At 72.9% G+C, this 18,740-nt stretch carries 20 protein-coding genes; 12 read left to right on the plus strand and 8 right to left on the minus strand.

Translation table 11 applies throughout. The features are described from left to right. Positions 1–16: 16 nt before the first annotated feature. Together C1703_RS26125 and C1703_RS26130 are read right to left on the minus strand one after the other, a co-directional pair. A complete protein-coding gene (locus C1703_RS26125; protein WP_114255145.1) occupies positions 17–868 on the minus strand; it encodes a transglutaminase-like domain-containing protein in 852 nt (283 codons plus the stop codon). 30 nt (positions 869–898) lie between these two features. Continuing rightward, positions 899–1,906 carry a GNAT family N-acetyltransferase gene (locus C1703_RS26130; RefSeq protein WP_114255146.1) on the minus strand — a complete coding sequence of 336 codons (1,008 nt, stop codon included), beginning with the start codon at positions 1,904–1,906 and terminating at the stop codon, positions 899–901. Positions 1,907–2,046: 140 nt separating this feature from the next. Between C1703_RS26130 and fdxA the strand changes: the two genes are divergently transcribed. Both fdxA and C1703_RS26140 read left to right on the plus strand, forming a co-directional pair. Beyond that, on the plus strand, positions 2,047–2,367 hold the full coding sequence (gene fdxA, locus C1703_RS26135) for a ferredoxin (protein WP_018089397.1): 321 nt from the start codon (positions 2,047–2,049) through the stop codon (positions 2,365–2,367). Between the two features lie 124 nt (positions 2,368–2,491). Further along, on the plus strand, positions 2,492–3,583 hold the full coding sequence (locus C1703_RS26140) for a bifunctional succinyldiaminopimelate transaminase/glutamate-prephenate aminotransferase (protein ID WP_114255147.1): 1,092 nt from the start codon (positions 2,492–2,494) through the stop codon (positions 3,581–3,583). A gap of 76 nt (positions 3,584–3,659) precedes the next feature. Here C1703_RS26140 and C1703_RS26145 read toward each other — a convergent pair whose 3' ends face one another. Both C1703_RS26145 and C1703_RS26150 read right to left on the minus strand, forming a co-directional pair. After that, complete coding sequence (locus tag C1703_RS26145) at positions 3,660–4,106, minus strand: ATP-binding protein (protein WP_114255148.1); 447 nt, start codon at positions 4,104–4,106, stop codon at positions 3,660–3,662. A 346-nt stretch (positions 4,107–4,452) separates the two neighbouring features. Continuing rightward, the gene (locus C1703_RS26150; RefSeq protein ID WP_114255149.1) at positions 4,453–5,373 is read right to left on the minus strand and encodes a heavy metal transporter; all 921 of its coding nucleotides are present in this window, start codon (positions 5,371–5,373) and stop codon (positions 4,453–4,455) included. Positions 5,374–5,518: 145 nt separating this feature from the next. On the opposite strand from C1703_RS26150, the gene dapE reads away from it, so the two are divergent. Next, entirely contained in the window at positions 5,519–6,598 is a 1,080-nt protein-coding gene (gene dapE / locus C1703_RS26155; protein WP_114255150.1) for a succinyl-diaminopimelate desuccinylase, read from the plus strand. 119 nt (positions 6,599–6,717) lie between these two features. Continuing rightward, the gene (locus C1703_RS26160; RefSeq protein ID WP_114255151.1) at positions 6,718–7,476 is read left to right on the plus strand and encodes a TIGR00730 family Rossman fold protein; all 759 of its coding nucleotides are present in this window, start codon (positions 6,718–6,720) and stop codon (positions 7,474–7,476) included. Between the two features lie 153 nt (positions 7,477–7,629). Here C1703_RS26160 and folP read toward each other — a convergent pair whose 3' ends face one another. Next, positions 7,630–8,490, minus strand: a complete 861-nt coding sequence (gene folP, locus C1703_RS26165) for a dihydropteroate synthase (RefSeq protein ID WP_114255152.1) — start codon at positions 8,488–8,490, stop codon at positions 7,630–7,632. Positions 8,491–8,634: 144 nt separating this feature from the next. Between folP and C1703_RS26170 the strand changes: the two genes are divergently transcribed. Continuing rightward, on the plus strand, positions 8,635–9,009 hold the full coding sequence (locus tag C1703_RS26170) for a DivIVA domain-containing protein (protein ID WP_114255153.1): 375 nt from the start codon (positions 8,635–8,637) through the stop codon (positions 9,007–9,009). Further along, positions 9,006–9,593 carry a DNA-3-methyladenine glycosylase I gene (locus C1703_RS26175; RefSeq protein WP_114255154.1) on the plus strand — a complete coding sequence of 196 codons (588 nt, stop codon included), beginning with the start codon at positions 9,006–9,008 and terminating at the stop codon, positions 9,591–9,593. The genes C1703_RS26170 and C1703_RS26175 overlap by 4 nt, the downstream gene beginning before the upstream one ends. Positions 9,594–9,644: 51 nt before the next feature. On the opposite strand, the gene C1703_RS26180 is transcribed toward C1703_RS26175, so the two are convergent. Continuing rightward, a complete protein-coding gene (locus tag C1703_RS26180) occupies positions 9,645–10,448 on the minus strand; it encodes an enoyl-CoA hydratase-related protein (protein WP_114255155.1) in 804 nt (267 codons plus the stop codon). A 384-nt stretch (positions 10,449–10,832) separates the two neighbouring features. Here C1703_RS26180 and C1703_RS26185 point away from each other — a divergent pair, with 384 nt between their 5' ends. Then, complete coding sequence (locus C1703_RS26185) at positions 10,833–11,000, plus strand: DUF3117 domain-containing protein (protein WP_003966491.1); 168 nt, start codon at positions 10,833–10,835, stop codon at positions 10,998–11,000. A 118-nt stretch (positions 11,001–11,118) separates the two neighbouring features. Here the strand turns inward: C1703_RS26185 and C1703_RS26190 are convergent, their stop codons facing one another. Beyond that, on the minus strand, positions 11,119–11,817 hold the full coding sequence (locus tag C1703_RS26190; protein WP_269803235.1) for an O-methyltransferase: 699 nt from the start codon (positions 11,815–11,817) through the stop codon (positions 11,119–11,121). A 234-nt stretch (positions 11,818–12,051) separates the two neighbouring features. Between C1703_RS26190 and sigE the strand changes: the two genes are divergently transcribed. The 5 genes from sigE (at position 12,052) to C1703_RS26215 (ending at position 17,476) form a co-directional block, all read left to right on the plus strand. Next, a complete protein-coding gene (gene sigE, locus C1703_RS26195; protein WP_037766263.1) occupies positions 12,052–12,750 on the plus strand; it encodes an RNA polymerase sigma factor SigE in 699 nt (232 codons plus the stop codon). Beyond that, positions 12,747–13,796: a zf-HC2 domain-containing protein gene (locus tag C1703_RS26200; protein WP_114255156.1), complete on the plus strand. Its 1,050-nt coding sequence runs from the start codon at positions 12,747–12,749 to the stop codon at positions 13,794–13,796. The genes sigE and C1703_RS26200 overlap by 4 nt, the downstream gene beginning before the upstream one ends. A gap of 137 nt (positions 13,797–13,933) precedes the next feature. Beyond that, complete coding sequence (locus tag C1703_RS26205) at positions 13,934–15,940, plus strand: trypsin-like peptidase domain-containing protein (RefSeq protein ID WP_114255157.1); 2,007 nt, start codon at positions 13,934–13,936, stop codon at positions 15,938–15,940. 193 nt (positions 15,941–16,133) lie between these two features. After that, a complete protein-coding gene (locus tag C1703_RS26210; protein WP_114255158.1) occupies positions 16,134–16,580 on the plus strand; it encodes a sec-independent translocase in 447 nt (148 codons plus the stop codon). A gap of 224 nt (positions 16,581–16,804) precedes the next feature. Beyond that, complete coding sequence (locus tag C1703_RS26215) at positions 16,805–17,476, plus strand: hypothetical protein (protein WP_114255159.1); 672 nt, start codon at positions 16,805–16,807, stop codon at positions 17,474–17,476. A gap of 124 nt (positions 17,477–17,600) precedes the next feature. On the opposite strand, the gene C1703_RS26220 is transcribed toward C1703_RS26215, so the two are convergent. Beyond that, the gene (locus tag C1703_RS26220; protein WP_114255160.1) at positions 17,601–18,734 is read right to left on the minus strand and encodes an Mrp/NBP35 family ATP-binding protein; all 1,134 of its coding nucleotides are present in this window, start codon (positions 18,732–18,734) and stop codon (positions 17,601–17,603) included. Positions 18,735–18,740 lie beyond the last annotated feature (6 nt).

The raw sequence follows: 18,740 nt of genomic DNA on the forward strand, positions 1-18,740 counted from the left end.
GCTACGGCGAGGGGCGTCAGTTGAGCATCGCCCTGGCCGCCAAAGCCTCCCCCCGCACCCGCTCACCCGCGGCCTCGTCCACGGCCCCCACCACCTCCGCATAGGCCTCCAACTCCGAGGCCCCACCCAGAAAATCCCCCCGCCGCACCAGCAACCGCGCCCGCTCGTACCGCAACCGCGCCGGATGCGACGGCAGCAGCAGCGACAACTCGACCGCCCACAACGCCACATCCGACCGCTCGGGCCGGGCCGCCGCCCACGCCCGCACGTTGTTCAGGATCCGCAGCACCACGTCCAGCGGATCGGCCGGCCGCAGCATCGCCGCGTCCAGCCGCGCCCCCGTCGCCCCGGCCACCAGCAACTCCGCGTCGGCCCCGGTCAGCACCCGCCCCCCGTCGAACGGGTCCGCCAGCACCTGCTCCTCCTCGGGCCCGAACCCGACCACGAAGTGCCCCGGCAGAGCCACCCCGTACACCGGCGCCCCCGCCCGCCGGGCCACCTCCATCCACACCACCGACAGCAGGATCGGCAACCCCCTGCGCCGCAGCAGCACCTCGTGCAACAGCGAGGACTCCAGCCGCTGGTAGTCGGACGGCGTGCCGTGGAAGCCCATCCGCTCACCGAGCAGCTCCCGCAGGGCGACCGCCCAGGCCCGCGGCCCGCCCGGCCGGTACGGCAGCAGCCCGGCCAGCCGGTCCAGCTCGACCTGCGCGGCGTCGATGCCCGCCTCGTCCAGCGCCCCGTCCGCCTCCGCGCCCACCAGCAGGCACAGCGCCGACAGGTCGGGCCGCTCGGACCGGGCCTCTTCGGCGAACCGCCGCCGCAGCTCGGCGGAACGCTCCGGGGGCGGGGGAAACGGGGGACGCATGGCTGGCTCGTGCCCTCTCACGACGATCGACTACCGGCCGGTGCCGTCGGCGTCCGGCGCCCGGTAGTGGTGGTAGGCGTGGTGCGCCGCGAAGCCCATCCCGGCGTACAGCGCCCGCGCTCCCGCGTTGTCGGTCTCCACCTGGAGCCAGGCGGCCGACGCGCCCTCGTCGAGCGCCCGCCGGGCCAGCGCGGCCATGACGGCCGTACCGAGCCCCTGGCGCCGCAGCGCCGGGTCGACCTCGACGGCGGCGAACCCGGCCCACCGCCCGTCGACCACGCACCGCCCGATGGCGGCCGGCTCCGCGGGCCCGGGCACGGTCGCGAACCACACCGACGGCCCGCTCCCCAGCACCCGCAGCGCCACCTCGCTCACCCCCTTGCGCCGGTACCGGGCCAGCCACGCCTCGTCGGCCTCCCGGGACAGCGCGACGCCCGCCGGGTCGAGCAGGTCGGCGACCGGCGCCAGCGGCCCCACCCACAGCTCGGCGGTCACCTCCCGCACCCAGCCCCGCTCCTCCAGCTCGGCGCAGAGCAGCTCCTGCGTGCCCTCGGCGCCGGTCGCGGTCTGGACGTAGGCGGGCAGCCCGCGCTCGCCGTACCACCGCCGGACCACGCCGAGCGCCTCGTCGAGCGGCACGCCCGGATCGCCGAGCGGCAGGACCGAATTGGCCCGGCGCGTGAAGCCGGACGCGGCCCGCAGCTCCCAGTCCCCGAGCCGCTCGCTCTCCACGGGCCGCCAGGCCCGCGCGGCGACCCGGGCCAGCTCCTCGTAGGAGGCGGCCGGACCGCGGCGACGCGCCGGGGCGGCGGGCACGATCTTGCCCGCGACCAGCGCGGATTCCGCGATGCGGACGCTCTCGCCACTCTTCCGTGTGATCAGCAGCACACCGTTGTCCCATGATGTGAGAACTCCGACCGTATCGGTGAACTTCTCACCCGGAGGACCATGTTCGATCAAGCTCCGTACCGAGACCCGTTTGCCCACGTCAGCAGCGGTGATACGGACCTCGAGTCGCCCGGCGGCAGAGATTTCCACAGGTCAGTTCACCCCTCCTGTTCGGATCATGCCCAGGAACGGAGATACTAGGGGCGGGCATCGACGACGCCGCGCTCCCGCGCGCCAGGCGGCGGAGCCTGAGGAGGCCCGCCAGCGCCCTATCGAGGAGGAACGACAGCGTGACCTACGTCATCGCGCAGCCTTGTGTCGACGTCAAGGACAAGGCGTGCATCGAGGAGTGCCCGGTCGACTGCATCTACGAGGGCTCCCGGTCCTTGTACATCCACCCGGACGAATGCGTCGACTGTGGTGCCTGTGAGCCGGTCTGCCCGGTCGAGGCGATCTTCTACGAGGACGACACTCCGGAGGAGTGGAAGGACTACTACAAGGCGAACGTCGAGTTCTTCGACGAGCTCGGTTCGCCCGGCGGGGCCAGCAAGCTGGGGCTGATCGAGCGCGACCACCCCTTCATCGCCGCGCTGCCGCCGCAGAACCAGTAAGAGCGGCCCGCGCCAGCGCCGCCTCGGTCCCGTACGGCCCGATCACCTCGTTGATCGCCGTGCGGGGCCGAGGCGTTCGCCGTGACCACCCGGCTCGTACGCACCAGAAAGTGAGCCAGCACCCGTGTCCGCAGTCTCCGACCGCCTGCCCACCTTCCCCTGGGACAAGCTGACGCCCTACAAGGCCACGGCCGCCGCCCACCCGGACGGCATCGTGGACCTGTCCGTCGGCACCCCGGTCGACCCGGTCCCCGAGCTGATCCAGAAAGCGCTGGTCGCGGCGGCGGACTCGCCGGGCTATCCGACCGTCTGGGGCACGCCCGAGCTGCGCGACGCGATCACCGGCTGGGTGGAGCGCCGCCTCGGCGCCCGGGACGTCACCCACCGCCACGTCCTGCCGGTCGTCGGCTCCAAGGAGCTCGTCGCCTGGCTGCCGACCCAGCTGGGCCTCGGCCCCGGCGACCGGGTGGCCTACCCGCGCCTGGCCTACCCGACGTACGAGGTCGGCGCCCGCCTGGCCCGGGCCGAGTACGAGGTCTACGACGACCCGACCGAGCTCGACCCGGCCGGCCTGAAGCTCCTGTGGCTGAACTCCCCGTCCAACCCGACGGGCAGGGTCCTGTCCCAGGCGGACCTGACCCGGATCGTCGCGTGGGCCCGCGAGCACGGCGTCCTGCTCTTCTCCGACGAGTGCTACCTGGAGCTGGGCTGGGAGGCCGACCCGGTCTCGGTGCTGCACTCGGACGTCAACGGCGGCTCGTACGACGGCATCGTGTCCGTGCACTCCCTCTCCAAGCGCTCGAACCTCGCCGGCTACCGGGCGGCCTTCCTGGCCGGTGACCCGGCCGTCCTCGGCCCGCTCCTGGAGATCCGCAAGCACGGCGGCATGATGACGCCCGCGCCGACCCAGGCGGCGGTCGTGGCGGCCCTCGGCGACGACGAGCACGTCCGCGTGCAACGCGAGCGCTACGCCGCCCGGCGCGCGCTCCTGCGCGAGGCGCTCCTCGCCCACGGCTTCCGCATCGAGCACAGCGAGGCCAGCCTCTACCTGTGGGCCACCCGGGGCGAGTCCTGCTGGGACACGGTCGCCCACCTCGCGGAACGGGGCATCCTGGTGGCCCCGGGCGACTTCTACGGACCCGCGGGCGCCGAGTTCGTCCGCGTGGCGCTGACCGCGACGGACGAGCGGGTGGCGGCGGCCGTACGGCGCCTCTGACCGCTGCCGCGTCCTCGGGCATGCCGAAGGGGTCCAGGGAAGCTCCCCGGACCCCTTCAGGCGTCGGAAACCGGCGTCAGCCGACCGGCAGGCCCTTCACCGGCAGCGAGTCGGCGGACGGCACGCCACCCTTCGTCAGGCCGTCCGTCGGCAGCCCGCCCTGGGCGGAACCGGCCGCGTCACCGACGAGCTGCCCGGCGGAACCCGCCGCGTCACCGGCCGCCTTCTGCGCGACGGGCGTGGTCTTCTTGACGGCCTTGCCGCCGGTCTTGCCCGCGGCCGGCACCGCCTTCTTGACGGCCTTGCCGCCGGTGTCACCAGCGGACTGGGTGACGTTCTGCGCCGCGCCGTCGACGGTGTTGCCGACGTTCGCCCCGTCCAGGGCGGTCAGCCCGCCGAGGTTCGGGGTGGCCGGCAGCTCGGGGGCCGCGCTGGCGGAGCCGGCCGCACCGACCCCGGCAGCCGCTCCCGCAGCGACGATCAGCGCGGCACGGGCGATCCGGCGGGTCAGGGGGAGGGACATGGTGCTCCTTCGACGGAGAGAACAGTGAGGTTCGTGAAGTGTCCGACCGGGTCCGGGAGTTGATCGACTGGCTGTTGATCGCCCCGGCTCGGACGCAGTGACTACCGCTCGAAGCCCGTGAAGGTTGCGGCGCCGCAACGTAAAGAGTTGGTAATGCGTCGCATTATCGGCTGCGGATAAAAACGGGCAAAGAGACTCCCGCCCCAGCGCCCGCCGAATCCTTCCAGCCCTGTGTTCCCAAGGGTTCTCGCGGATCACGGGACGTGAGCGCGCAAACCCGCGCACCCCGTCGCCGCCGAGCCCCGCGGCTGACCCTCCCGGGTGAGTCCCCGCACCCCTGCGCGAGTTAACCCATCGTGACGATACGAACCGCATCCGCGCTGCGCTGCGCCCCCGCGGTGCCCTTCGCCGGGGCGTCCCGCCACTCGCTGGCGGTGTTCCCGGCGACCCACTCCCGGCCCGCGTACGTGACCCGTGCGATGTGCAGCTCGGAGGCGTTGGCCACGGCCCAGTGCGCCAGCTGCCAGCCGCGCTGGTCCAGGCTCCGCCCGCCGGCCGCACTCGTGTCGGATGCCACCGGCAGCGTCATCGTCCGGTCGCCGTCCCCGTCCGTGGCACTCGGGGACGGCGACGACGTGGCCGTCGAGGAGCCGCCCACCTGGGCCCCGGCCGGCTCCAGCACATCGCGCCCGAAGTCCCGCGCGAGCGCGGCCCGCACCCCGTCGGCGCCCGTCGCCCGGGTCGCGGCCGGGCGGCCCTCGCAGGTCAGCGTGGCCGCGGACTGCCCGGTCAGGGCCGCGGCGAGCAGCGCGGCGTCCGGCTCGTGCTTGGCGTAGGCCTGCGGGAAACCGCTGCGCTGCACGCGCTGCGCGGCGACCGTGAGCGGCAGCCGCGTGTAGCCGGGCACCTTGACCAGGTGGTCGTAGAACTCGCCCGCCGAGTACGTCGGGTCCATGATCTCCTTCGGCGTGCCCCAGCCCTGCGAGGGGCGCTGCTGGAACAGGCCGAGGGAGTCCCGGTCGCCGTGGCTGATGTTGCGCAGGCTCGACTCCTGGAGCGCGGTCGCCAGCGCGATGGTCACGGCCCGCTCGGGCAGGCCGCGCGCGGTCCCGACGGCGGTGATCGTCGCCGCGTTCACGGCCTGCTCGGGCGTGAACGAGTACGACGCCCCGTCGCCCTTGCCGGAGACGACTTTGCAGCCCGGCTCGCCTGTGCCCCCGGTGACGTACTGCACGACGAGGTAACCGGCGACCGCGAACAGGATCACGAAAGCGGATCCGCATCGGAAGAGGCGGCCGCGACGCTTGGGAGAGGACGGCTCTGGCACGCCGTACAAGGTACTGGAGAGTACGGAGTGCCATGAGCCGGGTGGGGAAGGTGTGCACACGGCATGGCGCGTTAGGGTCGACGGCATGGCCGACACCTCGCTTGACCTCACGCTGGACGCCGCGGAGCTCACCGCCCGGCTCGTCGACTTCCGCTCCGAGAGCGGCACCGAGAAGCCGCTGGCGGACGCGATCGAGACCGCGCTGCGCGCGCTGCCCCACCTGACGGTCGACCGGTACGGCAACAACGTGGTCGCCCGCACGAACCTCGGCCGCGCGGAGCGGGTGATCCTCGCCGGACACATCGACACCGTCCCGATCGCGGACAACGTCCCCTCCCGGCTCGACGAGGACGGCGTGCTGTGGGGCTGCGGCACCTGCGACATGAAGTCGGGCGTCGCCGTGCAGCTGCGCATCGCGGCCACGGTCCCCGCCCCGAACCGCGACCTGACCTTCGTCTTCTACGACAACGAGGAGGTCGCCGCGGAGCTGAACGGCCTCAAGCACGTCTCCGAGGCGCACCCCGAGTGGCTGGAGGGCGACTTCGCGGTCCTCCTGGAACCGTCGGACGGCCAGGTCGAGGGCGGCTGCCAGGGCACGCTGCGGGTGCTGCTGAGGACCGCGGGCGAGCGGGCCCACTCGGCCCGCGGCTGGATGGGCTCCAACGCGATCCACGCGGCCGCCCCGATCCTCGCCCGCCTCGCCTCCTACGAACCCCGCTGGCCGGTCATCGACGGCCTGGAGTACCGCGAGGGCCTGAACGCGGTCGCCGTCAGCGGGGGAGTGGCCGGCAACGTCATCCCCGACGAGTGCGTCGTCACCGTCAACTTCCGCTACGCGCCCGACCGCACGCCCGAGGAGGCCGTGGCGCACGTCCGGGAGGTCTTCGCGGACTGCGGGGTGACGGAGTTCGAGGTCGTCGACCACAGCGGCGCGGCGATGCCCGGCCTGTCCCACCCGGCGGCCAAGGCGTTCATCGAGGCGGTCGGCGGCACCCCGATGCCCAAGTACGGCTGGACCGACGTCTCCCGCTTCTCGGCCCTGGGCGTCCCGGCGGTCAACTACGGCCCGGGCAACCCCCACTTGGCGCACAAGCGGGACGAGCGCGTGGAGGTCGCGAAGATCCTCGCGGGTGAGGAGCGCCTGCGGAACTGGCTGACCGCCTGACCCCACCCGCAGCCCTTCGTGTTTACGGCGCTCCATCGCGGACATGCTCACGTCCCTCGTTCGTAACCCGCGTAGATCTACGCTGAGGTGGAAAGACAGGCACGACGGAGGGAGCGCACATGGCGACCGGCAACCCCGAGGGGAAGAAGCAGCCGCCGGAGGAGAAGCGCCTGGGCCCGGTCCTCCAGCGGCGGGATCAGGTGCAGGCCAGCACGACCGACCAGCGGCTGCTGGACGAGCGGGCCCCCTCCGACTGGGTGCACACCGACCCCTGGCGCGTGCTGCGCATCCAGTCGGAGTTCATCGAGGGCTTCGGCACGCTCGCCGAACTCCCTCCCGCGATCAGCGTGTTCGGCTCGGCCCGGACGCCGGCGGACTCGCCCGAGTACGAGGCCGGGGTGCGGCTGGGCCGGGGCCTGGTGGACGCGGGCTTCGCGGTCATCACCGGCGGCGGCCCGGGCGCGATGGAGGCGGCCAACAAGGGTGCCGTCGAGGCGAGCGGCATCTCGGTCGGGCTGGGCATCGAGCTGCCGTTCGAGCAGGGCCTGAACCCGTACGTCGACATCGGCCTGAACTTCCGCTACTTCTTCGTCCGGAAGATGATGTTCGTCAAGTACGCGCAGGGCTTCGTCGTCCTGCCCGGCGGCCTCGGCACCCTCGACGAACTCTTCGAGGCCCTCACCCTCGTCCAGACGCAGAAGGTGACGCGCTTCCCGATCGTGCTCTTCGGCACGGAGTACTGGGGCGGCCTGGTGAACTGGCTCCGCGACACGGTGATCGCGCAGGGGAAGGCGGCGGAGAAGGACCTGCTGCTGTTCCACGTGACGGACGACGTGGACGAGGCGGTGGCACTGGTGTCCAAGGAGGCGGGCAGGTAGGGGTCTTTTCGAGCCCGGCCCCTTGTCCGACCGCGTCGGGTGGCGGGTGGGCACAGGCCGGGGGGCCAGGGGCGGAGCCCCCTGGCCCTTCGCCCCGTGCGGCGAGCGGGCGTGCCGGGCGTCGCGACGCCGCGGAGATCCATCAGAAGGGCCCTAGGCCAACCCCCGCCGCGCGACGGACGGCACCCGATGCCCCGCGATCGCCGAGACCATATCCAGCACCTGCCGCGTCTCGGCCACCTCGTGCACCCGGTACACCCGCGCCCCCAGCCACGCCGACACGGCCGTCGTCGCCAACGTCCCCACCACGCGCTCCTTCACGGGCCGGTCCAGCGTCTCCCCGACGAAGTCCTTGTTGGACAGCGACACCAGCACCGGCCACCCCGTGGCGACCATCTCGTCCAGCCGCCGCGTCGCCTCCAGGCTGTGCCGCGTGTTCTTCGCGAAGTCGTGCCCGGGGTCGATCATGACCGACTCCCGCGGCACCCCCAGCGCCACCGCCCGCTCGGCCAGCCCGACCGTGACCTCCAGGATGTCGGCCATGACATCGTCGTACTCGATCCGGTGCGGCCGGGTCCGCGGCTCCGCGCCTCCCGCGTGCGTGCACACGAGCCCGACCCGGTAGCGCGCGGCGACCTCCGCGAGCCCCGGGTCGACCCCGCCCCACGCGTCGTTCAGCAGGTCCGCCCCGGCCTCGCACACGGCCTCGCCGACCTCGGCCCGCCAGGTGTCGACGCTGATGATCACGTCCGGGAACCGCCGCCGCACCTCCGCCACGAACCCGACCGTCCGCCGGGCCTCCTCCGCGGCCGTGACCTCCTCGCCCGGCCCGGCCTTGACCCCGCCGATGTCGATGATCGCGGCCCCCTCGGCCACCGCCTGTTCCACGCGCGCGAGGGCCGGCTCGTCGCGGAAGGTGGCGCCCTGGTCGTAGAACGAGTCCGGGGTCCGGTTCACGATCGCCATGATCACCGGCTCGTGCGGCCCGAATTCCCGCCTGCCCAGCCTGAGCATCCCCTGTGACCTTTCCTGGTACGTCCCCGTCTTCCGCCGCCTGCGACCCTAACTGTCAGAGTCGCATGGCACGATCGGAGCCTGACAACATCCGACTCGGCGGACTCCGAAGAGTCCGATCCGTCCGACCGTGGGGGCCCCGCGATGGTTATGTTCCTGTTCCTGGTCGTCGCGCTCGCCGTCGTGGTCGCCGCGGTGACCCTCGCCGTGGTGGGCGGCGGCGAGAACGGCCCGCTGCCCGAGGCCGCCCCCGAGCGGCTGCGGGACCCGCTGCCGCCGGACCGCCCGGTCGACCGCGCGGACGTGGAGGCCCTGCGCTTCCCGCTCGCCGCCCGCGGCTACCGCATGGCGGACGTGGACGACGCCCTCAGCCGCCTGGGCGCCGAGCTCGCCGAACGCGACGCCCGCATCGCCGACCTGGAGTCGGCCCTGGCGGGCGCCCGGGCGGCGGCCACCCACTCCGGGGAGCACCACGTGTCCATGGACAAGCCCGCCCCGAGGCGGGAGGACCGGCCGTGAGCGACGGCGCCGCCCTCGCCGGCCCGGACGGCGCACTGCGCTGCCCCTGGGCCCTGTCCGCCCCGGAGTACGTGGCGTACCACGACGAGGAGTGGGGCCGCGCGGTCCACGGCGACGACGCGCTGTTCGAGCGGCTCAGCCTGGAGGCCTTCCAGTCCGGCCTGTCCTGGATCACCATCCTGCGCCGCCGCCCCGGCTTCCGCGCCGCCTTCGCCGACTTCAAGATCGCGTCGGTGGCCGCCTTCACCGACGAGGACCGCGAGCGCCTCCTGGCCGACGCCGGCATCATCCGCAACCGCGCCAAGATCGACGCGACCCTCGCCAACGCGCGCGTGCTCGCCGAGTGGTCCCCGGGGGACCTGGACGCGCTGATCTGGTCCCACGCCCCCGACCCGGCGACCCGCCCGGTCCCCAAGACGCTCTCCGACGTCCCTCCCGTCACCCCGGAGTCGACGGCCTTGTCCAAGGCATTGAAGAAGCGGGGCCTCCGCTTCGTCGGCCCGACGACGGCGTACGCCCTGATGCAGGCGTGCGGCCTGGTCGACGACCACCTGGAAACCTGCGTGGCGAGAAGCGCCCCGTAAGGGGCGCGGGGCTGTGCCGATTGCGGCTCCGCGATGCGGAGGCCCCCGAACTCACCGGCCCAGATACTTCGGCTTCTCCTTGTTGACGAAGGCCTGCACGGCGATCGCGTGATCCTCGGAGGACCCGGCCCGCGTCTGCAGCTCGTCCTCCTTCTCCAGGGCCTCCTCCAAGGAGTGCGTCAACCCGAACGCCACCGACTCCTTCAGCGCCGCGTACGCCACGGTCGGCCCCTCGGCGAGTGCCCGCGCCACCTTCCCGGCCTCGGCCCGCAGCTCTCCGGCCGGCACCACCCGGTTGGCGATCCCCAGCTCGTACGCCTCCTGCGCGCCGATACTCCGGGGGAAGAGCAGCAGGTCAGCGGCCCGGCCCGGTCCGACCACCCGCGGCAGCGTCCAGGAGATCCCCGAGTCCGCGGTCAGGGCGACCCCCGCGAAGGACGTGTTGAACGCCGCCGTGTCCGCCACGATCCGGTAGTCCGCGGCGAGCGCGAAGCCGAAGCCGGCCCCCGCCGCCACCCCGTTCACCGCGGCGACGACCGGCTTCGCCGCCCCGGCCAGCGCCCGCACGATCGGGTTGTAGTGCTCCCGCACCGTGCTCATGGTCTGCCCCGAGCCGGCCTCCCGGTCCGCGGCCAGCAGCCCGATGTGCTCCTTCAGGTCCTGCCCGACGCAGAACGCCCGGTCACCGGCGGCGGTGAGCAGCACCGCCCGCACGGCGGCGTCGTCCGCCGCCGACCGGACCGCCTCCCGCAGGGCGACCTTGGTCTCCACGTTCAGCGCGTTCATCGCCTCCGGGCGGTTCAGCGTGATCGTCGCGAGTCCGTCGCTCACCTCGTAGAGCACGGTGTCGGCCATGGCGTATCCCCTCCGTGTCGCGGCTCGGGGACGTACCGGCCGGTACGTCCCGGGTCTGCAGGACAGCATGACGGAGATCGCCGACCGCGGACCGGGCCGGACGTGTGACCTGCGTCAAAGAATTCTCACCCGAATCCGTTCGGCGGATGTGAGCAGGGTGGCGGAGTATCGCAGTCTCATCGCCGAATTGAGTGGTTTTGCTCGCGTGCGTTGCCCAAGCGATGCCTACTGATGTTGGTCATCGGGTCCTGAGATGCGGGATAATGGCTTGGAAGCAATGTGTTCGATGCCGGTGTCGCGTGTCCTGTCTCAAGGACCGCACGTGTGCCCTTCTCAGGGCCGTCGGCTTTGACGATGAGCTGGGTTTCAGGAAGGGGAACGAGCATGGCGGCCATGAAGCCGCGAACGGGTGATGGCCCGCTCGAGGTGACCAAGGAGGGGCGGGGCATCGTCATGCGCGTTCCGCTCGAAGGCGGCGGTCGGCTCGTCGTCGAGCTGACCCCGGACGAGGCCGACGCCCTGGGCGACGCCCTCAAGAAGGTCGTCGGCTGACGCGCAAGCGACCATACCCTTTCAGCTGCCCCGGCATCACATGAGGTGCCGGGGCGGCTGTTTTCTCACCGATGACTCTCGCCTGCCCCGGCTTCCGTTCCCCCGACGCGCCCGCGGGCTACCGTTTCACCGCGCACAGCAGACCGTCGCCCACCGGCAGCAGCGACGGCACCAGCTCCTGGCTCTCGCGCACCGCGCGCAGCAGTTCCCGCAGCCGCAGCACCTCGGTGGGCTGCGGGCCGGAGTCCACCGTCCGGCCGTTGGCGAAGGCGCCCTCGAAGACGACCAGTCCGCCGGGGCGGAGCAGACGCAACGATTCGGCGAGGTAGTCCATCACCTCGAGGCGGTCACCGTCGCAGAAGACGAGGTCGTAGCCGGCGTCGGCCAGACGGGGCAGCACGTCCAGGGCGCGGCCCGGGATGAAGCGGGCCCGGTTGCTGGCGAAGCCCGAGGCGCGGAAGGCCTGGCGGGCGAACTGCTGGTGCTCCGGCTCCGGGTCCACGGTCGTCAGGACACCGTCGGGCCGCATACCGTGCAGGAGGTGGATCCCGGAGACACCGCAGCCGGTCCCGATCTCCGCGACGGCCTTCGCGTCGACGGAGGCGGCCAGCAACCGCAGCGCGGCGCCCGTGCCGGGCGACACCGAGCGCAGCCCTGCCTCGCGGGCCCGGTCCCGGGCCCAGTGCAGCGCTTCGTCCTCGGCGACATAGGCGTCGGCGAACGCCCAGCTCGTCTGCCGGTTGCCGGTAATGACCCTCTCCTGTCCCCGTGAATGCCTGGGCGTGACTGTATCCGTTGGGCCCGGGAACCCGCAGATGGGACCGGTCGTTGGAAGGGATGAGCGAGCGGCGCGGGCCGGGACGGGGGGCAGGCAGTGGATCAGGACGCCGAGCAAGTGCCGACGCAGCAGTACGAGGCGTATCAGCCCAGATCAAATTCTCGTAAAACCGCTTATCCGGTCCTAACGGGCGAGGTGGCTATGGTAGGGGCTCCACTGGACACCACCAGAGCTGACAGGGGAGGTGCGGCTGCGCCTGTGGATCGCGGAGGAGTGCTCCGGCGCTTCCTCGGATCAGCGGGCAGGCCGACATCCGTGAACGACACCGCTGCTGACCACCACGCCGCCGGCTTCGCCCAGACCGCGACCTTCACCACCGACGCGGACGGGCAGGCGTGGACTCCGCCCACGTGGGAGGAGATCGTCAGCACGCACAGCGGCCGGGTCTACCGGCTCGCCTACCGTCTGACCGGCAACCAGCACGACGCGGAGGACCTCACGCAGGAGGTCTTCGTCCGCGTCTTCCGCTCCCTGTCGACCTACACGCCCGGCACCTTCGAGGGCTGGCTGCACCGCATCACCACGAACCTGTTCCTGGACATGGTCCGCCGCAAGCAGCGCATCCGCTTCGACGCCCTCGGCGAGGACGCGGCCGAGCGGCTGCCCAGCAAGGAGCCCACCCCCCAGCAGGTCTTCAACGACGCGCACTTCGACGCGGACGTCCAGCAGGCCCTCGACACCCTCGCCCCCGAGTTCCGCGCCGCGGTCGTCCTGTGCGACATCGAAGGACTGTCGTACGAGGAGATCGCCGCGACCCTCGGCGTCAAGCTCGGCACGGTCCGCTCGCGGATCCACCGCGGCCGCTCCCAGCTGCGCAAGGCCCTCGCGCACCGCTCCCCGGAGGCGCGCGCCGAGCGCCGCTCCTTCGTGCCCCGTGTTCCCGCCTTGGGAGGAGGGGGCGCGAGCGCGTGAGCGGATCACGGCCGAAAGCTTCCGAGGGACACCTCGCAGAGCAGCACCTGGGAGACCGACTCTCCGCCCTGGTGGACGGAGAGCTCGGTCATGACGCGCGTGAGCGCGTACTGGCGCATGTCGCCACCTGCGCGAAGTGCAAGGCGGAGGTGGACGCCCAGCGCCGGCTGAAGAACGTCTTCGCGGAAGCGGCCCCGCCGCCCCCCTCCGAGAGTTTCCTGGCCCGCCTGCAGGGACTACCCGCGGGCAGCGGCCCGGACGGTGACGAACTGCCGCCGGGCGGGGGAGGGCTGCCCGGCGGACTGACCGGGCGGTTCGGATCGTCCGGCGCCTTCGGGATGAAGCGCGGCGACCGGTTCGAGTTCGGGTACGCCTCGTCCCGGCCGCACCTGCCCGTGCTGCCGTCCTCCGCGGGGGGCGGGCGCCTCCCGGGGGGCGACCGCGGCCTCCCCTCCGACCCCCGCGGCCTGCCGTCGGGAAGCCGGGGCTTCCGTATCCACGACGTCGGCCGGCACGAGACGGACCGATCCTCGTCGCGCCTGCGGTTCGCCTTCGTGGCCGCCGGGGCCGTGTCCCTGGCCGCGATCGCCCTCGGCGGCGTCACCACCGGCAGCCCGACCGACGCGGAAGCCCGCGGCGGCTCCGGCACGGGGAGCAACGTGACCCCGATGCGCCCGCAGGGCGGGGGCGCCGCGACGGCGCCCGAATCCCAGCGGCGCCGGGCCGTGGGGCCGCTGCTCGGGCAGGTGCACGGCCAGAGCGCGCTCGGCGACACCCCGGCCGCGCCGACCGAGGTGTCCGCACCCCTGCTGCCCGGAGTGCCGCAGCCCGCAGTCCGGCACCAGGTGGTACACGCGCTGACCGCCCCGGTGATGGCCGGCGCGGCCGTCATGTCCCCGCTGATACGCCCGCTCGAGGCCGCCCCGCCGGCCCCCTTGCACTCCTGGGCGGCGGTCCCCGAGATCACGGCGCCCCTGCTCGCCGTGCCCCTCCCGGACACCACCGCGTCCCCCTCTCCGCCCTCCTCCTCACACACGGCCCGCTGACCGGCCTCTGCGCACCGGCCCGCGAACCTGATTGAATCCCGGGGGTGGCGCCCCCGGCCGAGGTGTGGCCGGGCGCCGATTCGACGAACTGCGGCCACCGCCGACGAGCCGTGCCGCGGCTGTGCTGTGGGGAGAGCATGAACGAGGGGAAGCCCACGAAAGCGAAGTGGTGGAGCCGTCCGCGCCCGCAGGGCCCGTCGGCGGAGCCGGAGGGCACGGACGGGCCCGTGGCGGCGGACCCGGGCGCGGCTGAGACCCGCGAGCAGGCGGCGGCCCCGGCGGCCGCCGCCGACACCGACGGCGACTTCGAGCTGCCGCGCCCCGCCGCGCCGCAGCAGGACGACACCGGCGACTACGAGCTGAGGAGCCCCGAGGCGCCAGCGACCGGGGAGACACCGGCCGGGGCCTCCGCTGCTGCGAGCGTGGTCGAGTCCGGCGTCGAGGCGGGTCCTGCCGCTGCGAGCGTCGGGGAGTCGGGCACCGAGGTGGCTCCCGCTGCCATGAGCGTCGTGGAGGCCGGCGTCGAGGCTGGTTCCGCTGCTGCGAGCGCCGTCGAGTCGGGTACCGAGGCGGGCTCCGCCGCCGCCGAGGTCGGAGACGGCGTTCCCGCCCCCGCTCCCGCCGCGGCCGCCGTGCCGGTCGACGTCGGGGTCAAGCCTCTGCACGATCCCGACCCGTACAGCACCCCGCCCTATGGCGAGCCCGGCCCCTGGGCGCCCGCGCCGCCGGTTCAGCACCCGGCGGCTACACCGACGCACGGCGTGGCGATGCCGGGGCAGGCGAGTGTGCCGGGCCCGCCCGTGGCGCCGGTGGTGCCGGCGCAGTCCTCCCACGTCCCCGCCGCGCTGGAGCAGGCGCAGGCGCAGGCACCGGCGCAGGTGCCCGTCGCCCCGGTCCACGCCGACGTCCCGCCCCAGGGACCCGCCCCCGACCCCTGGCAGCGCTACGACCCCTGGGCCGCTCCCGCGCCGCCCGGGGGCCTCGCCCCGCTCCAGCAGAACGGCGCCGCCGTCCCCAGCACGGAACAGCGGCGCAAGCGGGGCAGGAAGGCCCTGGTCGGCGGGGCCGTGCTGCTCGCGCTCGTGTCCGGGGGCATCGGCGGCGCCCTGGGGACGTACCTGGAGCGGAACGGCGGCGTCGGGACCGTCGAGCTGCCGCAGGCCGGGAAGGAGTCCACCGGGCGCGACGCGGGCAGCGTGGCCGGGATCGCCGGGCGGGCCCTGCCCAGCGTGGTCACCCTGCATGTGAGCGGCGCCGGCGAACAGGGCACGGGCACCGGCTTCGTGCTCGACACCCGCGGCCACATCCTCACCAACAACCACGTCGTGCAGCCCGCCGGATCCGGCGGCGAGATCACCGTGACCTTCAACGGCGGGGAGACCGCCCAGGCCGAGCTCGTCGGCCGGGACAGCGGCTACGACCTCGCCGTCGTGAGGGTGAAGGGCGTCCGAGGACTCACCCCCCTGCCCCTGGGCAACTCCGACAACGTGCAGGTCGGCGACCCGGTCGTGGCCATCGGCGCGCCCTTCGACCTGGCCGGCACCGTCACCTCCGGCATCATCAGCGCCAAGGAGCGGCCCATCACGGCAGGCGGCGAGAAGGGCGACGGCAGCGACGTGTCGTACGTCGACGCGCTGCAGACCGACGCGCCCATCAACCCCGGCAACTCCGGCGGCCCGCTGCTCGACGCCAAGGGCCGGGTCATCGGCATCAACTCGGCCATCCGCTCGGCGGGCAGCGGCTCCGACCTGGAGAGCGGACAGTCCGGCTCGATAGGCCTCGGCTTCGCCATCCCCATCAACCAGGGCAAGCGCGTCGCCGAGGAGCTGATCAACACCGGGAAGGCCACCCACCCGGTGATCGGCATCACCCTGGACATGGACTACGGCGGCGACGGCGCCCGTGTCGCCGCCCAGGGCAGCGAGGGCGGGCCCCCGGTCACCGCGGGCGGCCCGGGTGCCCAGGCCGGCATCAAGGCCGGTGACGTCATCACCGAGGTCGACGGCCAGCGAGTCCACTCCGGCGAGGAGCTGATCGTCAAGACCCGGGCGCACCGCCCCGGCGACCGGCTGAGGCTGACCCTGGAGCGGGGCGGCGAGGAGCGGACCGTGTCGCTCGTCCTCGGGTCCTCCGGAGGGGACTGAGCCGTGACGACCAGGGCTTACAGGGGCGAACAAGGCAAACAATCGGGAAAGCGCTGCCACTGGCCGCACCCGGAGGTCTCGGGACGGTACCGGTCGGACAGGATCGCCGGGTACCGTGGAGCCGGCCCGGACCACGGCAACACCCGCACCGACCACGAGGGCCGAGGACCGAGGACATCGCAAGGAGCTTCAGGTGTTCAATGACATAGGACCACTCGAGCTGGTGACGCTCATCGTCCTTGCCGTGCTCGTCTTCGGTCCGGACAAGCTCCCCAAGGTCATCCAGGACGTGACGCGCACGATCCGGAAGATCCGTGAGTTCTCGGAGAGCGCCAAGCAGGACATCCGGGAGGAACTCGGCCCGGAGTTCAAGGACTTCGAGTTCGAGGACCTCAACCCCAAGACGTTCATCCGCAAGCAGCTGGACAACGACGACCTGGGGCTCAAGGAGATCCGCAACGGCTTCGACCTCAAGAAGGAGATGGCCGAGGTCACCGACGCCGTCCACGGCCGCGACTCGGACACCTCGTCCTCGTCCTCCTCGTCGTCCGGCTCCTCCGGCGGCCGGATCGACATGACCAAGAAGCCCGAGACGCCCGACCGGGACGACCGGCCGCCCTTCGACGCGGACGCCACCTGAGCGACCCGCCCCGGGGTGTGCGCCCCGGCGCGCGTGACGCGTTTCATACTCCGGTCGGGCTGTGTACGGCCTGAACGAGGCGCCCGTGCGGCCCACGCGCCGGGCGGTTTCCCTGCTGCTCGCAGCGGTGTGGCTATGCTGCCGAGTTGTTGTGCGGACCGGTCGAGTACGCCCGATGGGGGGCGGGCCGCTCGGTCCGACTAGAGCGAGGAGGGCTCGGGCACATGGAGACGACGAGTGGGGCAGTCGCGCAGGCGCCGGCCACGGAGGGCGGACAACAGGTCCCCTCCGCCCGGCGTACGGTCGACGGCTACCTGCGCGCGCCCTTCCCGTGGTACGGCCTCGACGAGGCCTTCACGGGGCCGCGCTGGCTGATGCAGGTCGGTGTGACGGCCGACGGGGCCGTGGAACACGGGTCGATCGGGCACGGTGACGAGCCCACGGTGCGCAACGAGCATGCCGCCGGGGGCGACCAGGAGTCCAAGGAGAAGTTCGCGGTCGTCGTGACCGTGGCGGCGAACCCCTCACGGCGCAGTGCCGACGGCACGGGGCTGCTGGAGGCCACGTCGGTGTCGTCCGCGGCGTGGCTCGCGGGTGTGGGGCTGCTGTCCTTCACCTGGCCGGGGCAGATGGACCACTCGCTGCGGGACGACTGGCTGGAGCAGCAGACCGAGACGGCGTGGGTGCTGGCCGACGACCTCGACGGGCCCGACTGGTCGACGCTGTCGCTTCCCGTGGACGGGGTGCCGACGGCGTTCCACTACCGGGAGTCGGAGTTCGGGTGGGTGCTCGCCGGGTCGACCGCGGCCGGGGTTCATGTCGGGGCGTACGGCAGGGGCATGAGTGCGTATGGACTCGGCTTCTCCGTGGTGAAGGACATCGCCGCGTACGCGTGAGTTTATTGGGGCGCCGGGTTTTCGGCGCCCCTTCCCCGGGGGATCCTGCCGTCGGGCGGCTGCGGGCCGTCTGTGGTTGCCCGCGCAGTTCCCCGCGCCCCTGAGGGACGCTGCCCCAAGGGATCTAGAACTTGTTCCGCGGAGTGATCCCCAGCGACAGGCCCGACAGGCCCCGCTGCCGGCCGCCCAGCTTGCCCGCGATCGCGCGGAGGGACGAGCCCGCCGGGGAGTCCGGGTCGGTCAGGACGACCGGCTTGCCCTCGTCGCCGCCCTCGCGGAGGCGGACGTCGATCGGGATGCTGCCGAGGACCGGGACGTTCGCGCCGGTCGTGCGGGTCAGGCCCTCGGCGACGAGCTGGCCGCCGCCCGTGCCGAAGACGTCGACCATCTCGCCGCAGTGCGGGCAGGGCAGGCCGGACATGTTCTCCACCACGCCGACGATCTTCTGGTGCGTCTGCACGGCGATGGAGCCGGCCCGCTCGGCGACCTCGGCCGCCGCCTGCTGCGGCGTCGTGACGACCAGGATCTCGGCGTTCGGGACCAGCTGGGCGACGGAGATCGCGATGTCGCCGGTGCCGGGCGGCAGGTCCAGGAGGAGGACGTCCAGGTCGCCCCAGTACACGTCCGCCAGGAACTGCTGGAGGGCGCGGTGGAGCATCGGGCCGCGCCAGACGACCGGGGTGTTGCCCGGCGTGAACATGCCGATGGAGATGACCTTCACGCCGTTCGCCGACGGCGGCATGATCATGTTCTCGACCTGGGTCGGGAGGCCGTCGGCGCCGAGCATGCGCGGCACGCTGTGGCCGTAGATGTCGGCGTCGACGACACCGACCTTGAGGCCGTCGGCGGCCATCGCCGCCGCCAGGTTGACCGTCACGGAGGACTTGCCGACGCCGCCCTTGCCGGAGGCGACCGCGTAGACGCGGGTCAGGTTGCCCGGCTTCGCGAAGGGCACCTCGCGCTCGGTCTGGCCGCCGCGCAGGGCGGTCGCCAGCTCGCGGCGCTGCTCGTCGCTCATCACGTCGAGCGTGACGTCGACGCGGGTGACGCCCTCGACGCCGGAGACCGCCTCCGTGACGCGCTGCGTGATCGTGTCCCGCATCGGGCAGCCCGAGACCGTGAGGTACACGGTGACGGCGACCGCCCCGTCCGCGCCGATCTCCACGGATTTGACCATCCCGAGTTCGGTGATGGGCTTGTGGATCTCGGGGTCGTTCACCGTCGCCAGTGCCTCGCGCACCGCGTCTTCCGTAGCCATAAGGAC

This window comes from Streptomyces sp. Go-475 (genome assembly GCF_003330845.1).
Classification (GTDB): Bacteria; Actinomycetota; Actinomycetes; order Streptomycetales; family Streptomycetaceae; genus Streptomyces.